Raw genomic sequence first — 2,894 nt, forward strand, 5'->3', positions numbered from 1 at the left:
AGCCATGCCGCCATCGATTGGCGCTTCACCACCGCCGACGCCCGTATCAAACTCAAGCGCCTTTACCCCACAGTGCAACCGTGACGGAGCACTAGTTCCTGCGGTCGGTGCACGAAGGCATGCGCGCAATAAATCTGCCGAGGGTTCCCCTGGCCGCGGCTGCGCCGTGTTCCCGATCCGGCCGAGCGTGGTGTCGCGGGTGGTTCACCTCCTTCGCTGTCGAGAGGGTGATGGGGTTCGGTGGCGGTCTGTTCAGGCCGCAGGCTGTGGGGCCGGAGCGGCCTTCAACGCCACGGCCCAGACGAAGCCGGCGAGCTCACGGGCGATGGCCACGATGATCTTGTTGCACGGCAGCCGGCGTGCGGCCAGCCGCTTGTAGCGGGCGCACAGCCGCACCTGCGCCTCCCAGGCGATGTCGGTGATGGGCTTGGGGCAGTTGACCTGGCGCCGGGCGATCTCGACGCTGACCTTGGCTGGGAAGCGGTATTGGTGCGCCACCTCCACGAGGATGCGCCGTGCCGCCGGGTTGCCGGCCTTGGTGATGGCGCCCTGGCGCCGGCGCTGGCCGCTGGAGTCCTCCGACGGCACCAGCCCCAGGTAGGCCATGAGCTGGCGGGGGTTGGCGAAGCGCTGGAAGTCCTGGATCTCGGCCACCAGCGTGGCCGCGGCGATCAGCCCGAACCCACGCAGCGCCTGCAGCGCGGCAACCACCGGCAGCAGCGACCACTGCGGCAGCGCGTCGCGCAGCGCCTGCTCCAGCCGCTCGATGCGCGCGCTGGCCTCCGTGATCGCGTGCAGGTACTCCTGGAACGCGATCTGTTGGCTGGGGTGCGGCAGCGTCAGGCTGGCCAGCCAGCGCAGGTGCGCCGGCGTCCACGAGGTGCGCCCGCTGTAGGCGATGCCGTTGCGCAGCAGCAGCGCCTTGAGCCGGTGGCGGCTGTTGCGCTGCTCGCGCACGGCGTCCTCGCGGGCGCGCACCAGGTCGCGCAGCGCTTCGTCGGCCGCGTCGGGCACCCGCACCGCGGTGAGCTCGCCCGCGCGCGAGAGCCGCGCCAGCATCACGGCGTCGCGCCGGTCGGTCTTGATGCGGTCGCCCGAGCGCCTGGGCGTGCGCGACGGCGCCACGACCTCGCAGGCGTAGCCCAGCGCGGCGAGGTGGCGCTGCAACACGAAGCCGCACGGCCCGGCCTCATAGACAACATGCAGCCGCTCCCCGGCGGCCACCAGCCGGCGCAGCGCCTTGCTGACTGCCTCCACGCTGCCGGCCACGGTGCCGAAGTGGCGCACCTCCCCGTCCCGGCCGGCCTGGGCCAGCGCGATATCGACGCTGTCCTTGTGGACGTCCAGCCCGACGTACAGACTCACGGCTTGGTCCTTCATGGCCCGTCTCCTGTGCGATTCGACCGCTGCCCCACGGGGCTGGGTCTGTGGCTCGGCGCACCGCAGGTGCGCAATCCACGGTAGGCCGGGAGACGGGCCACCTCAAGAAGTCAAGCCATCTTGTCTAGTTGTGTGAACGATGCGGGTGGCCCGCCGCTCAGAAAAGGGGTAGCCCTACGTAGTCGGACCTGCGAAATTCGTTTTGCCGCAGTACGACAGTAGTTCGGTGCCGAGGTGAACGGTGCTCACGGTTTTGAGCAGGTCGGTGCCACAGACACGGGCGACTTGGCGCCGGCGGTGCGCTCGCCAGCAAACAAGGCGGCCAGAAACTGCAGGCGCAAAAAAACCGCTGCGATGCCCAGCCGGGCGATAGCGCGCAGCAGCCAGCGCAGGTTGTAGCCCGCGGCGCACAGCACCGTATGCAGTGCGTCACCTTCGGAGCCCTTGAGCCAGCAGCGCTGCAGCCCGTGGTCGTGCTTGGCGTGGCCGATGGCCGGCTCGATGGCCTGACGCCGGCGCAGCCAGCGGCGCTGGAGTTGGGTGAGGCGCTTGATCTTGCCGCGGTGGATGAGCTGTACAGGGGCCACGTCGGCGTCCACGCCGCGGTAGCCCAGGTCCACCACGGCAATTTTGGGCGCCACGCCGATGTCCTGCAGCAGCGTGGAGGTCTGCTCCAGCTGCGCGGCCAGCGTGTGGCCATCAAAGGGGTTGCCGGGGAAGCTGCGCGCGCCCACGGCCAGCCCCTGGTGGTGCGTGATGACCAGGCTGGCCTTGACGCCGAACTCGTAGCGCTGGCGCGACTTGCCCTTGGAGATGCACTCCACCTCGGGCGCGTGCAGCGCGTAGAGCTTGTTCTTATCGAGCTTGCGCTGGGCGTGGATGCGTTGGGCGCGCTCGATCCAGACCTGCAGCGCGGCACGGGTCTTCTCGTCGAGGTGGGCCATCTTGCGTTGCACGTCGCGCAGCAGCGCCCCAAGGATCGTGCGCTGGCGCCGCACCGTGCGGCCCAGCCGCCGGGTCTGCTTGGCGTGCGCATAGCCGCCGGCCTTGCGCCGCAGTTCGCGGCCCTCGCGCTCGTAGCTCTGGCGCAGCTTCAACCCCGCACGCTTGGCCAGCCGCGCGATCTTCTCGCGTGCGACCTCCAGCAGCCGGCTGTCGGTCGGGAAGGCGACGGCCTTCTCTTGCACCGTGGTGTCCACGATCACCCGTTCAAACTCGGTCTTCTTCACCGCCTTCATCGCCACCGCGGCTTCGATGGTGGACTTGAGCAACTGCTCCACCCCGGCCTCGCCCAGCACGCGGCGGAAGCGCCCGATCTGCGTGGCGTCGCACGGCAGGCGCGGCTCGTAGTACTCCATGCCGCTGAAGAACTGCCACACGACGTTCTCGCTCCAGCGCTCCACCACGGACTCGTCGTACATGGACTACAGGGACTTCCCGCCCTGTCAAGCTACTTCGTTGGCATGTGTCTGTTTCCCTGATCTGAACTGCTCAACCTGAAGTACGTGCACAGA

Annotated in this window: 1 protein-coding gene and 1 pseudogene; both read right to left on the minus strand. The window is 69.0% G+C overall.

Annotated elements, in window-relative coordinates:
- Nucleotides 1–252: 252 nt before the first annotated feature.
- Nucleotides 253–1,380 (minus strand): IS110 family RNA-guided transposase, encoded by a 1,128-nt coding sequence (locus H537_RS0118835; RefSeq protein WP_028999067.1) that lies wholly within the window; start codon nt 1,378–1,380, stop codon nt 253–255.
- Nucleotides 1,381–1,625: 245 nt separating this feature from the next.
- Nucleotides 1,626–2,795, minus strand: a pseudogene (locus H537_RS44195) (IS5 family transposase); the annotation flags it as partial.
- Between the last annotated feature and the right edge of the window lie 99 nt (nt 2,796–2,894).

The organism is Azohydromonas australica DSM 1124 (genome assembly GCF_000430725.1).
GTDB lineage: Bacteria > Pseudomonadota > Gammaproteobacteria > Burkholderiales > Burkholderiaceae_C > Azohydromonas > Azohydromonas australica.

Coding starts and splice junctions, on each gene's coding strand:
- H537_RS0118835 (WP_028999067.1), bottom strand. CDS start 1,380: ATGAAGGACCAAGCCGTGAGTCTGTACGTCGGGCTGGACGTCCACAAG.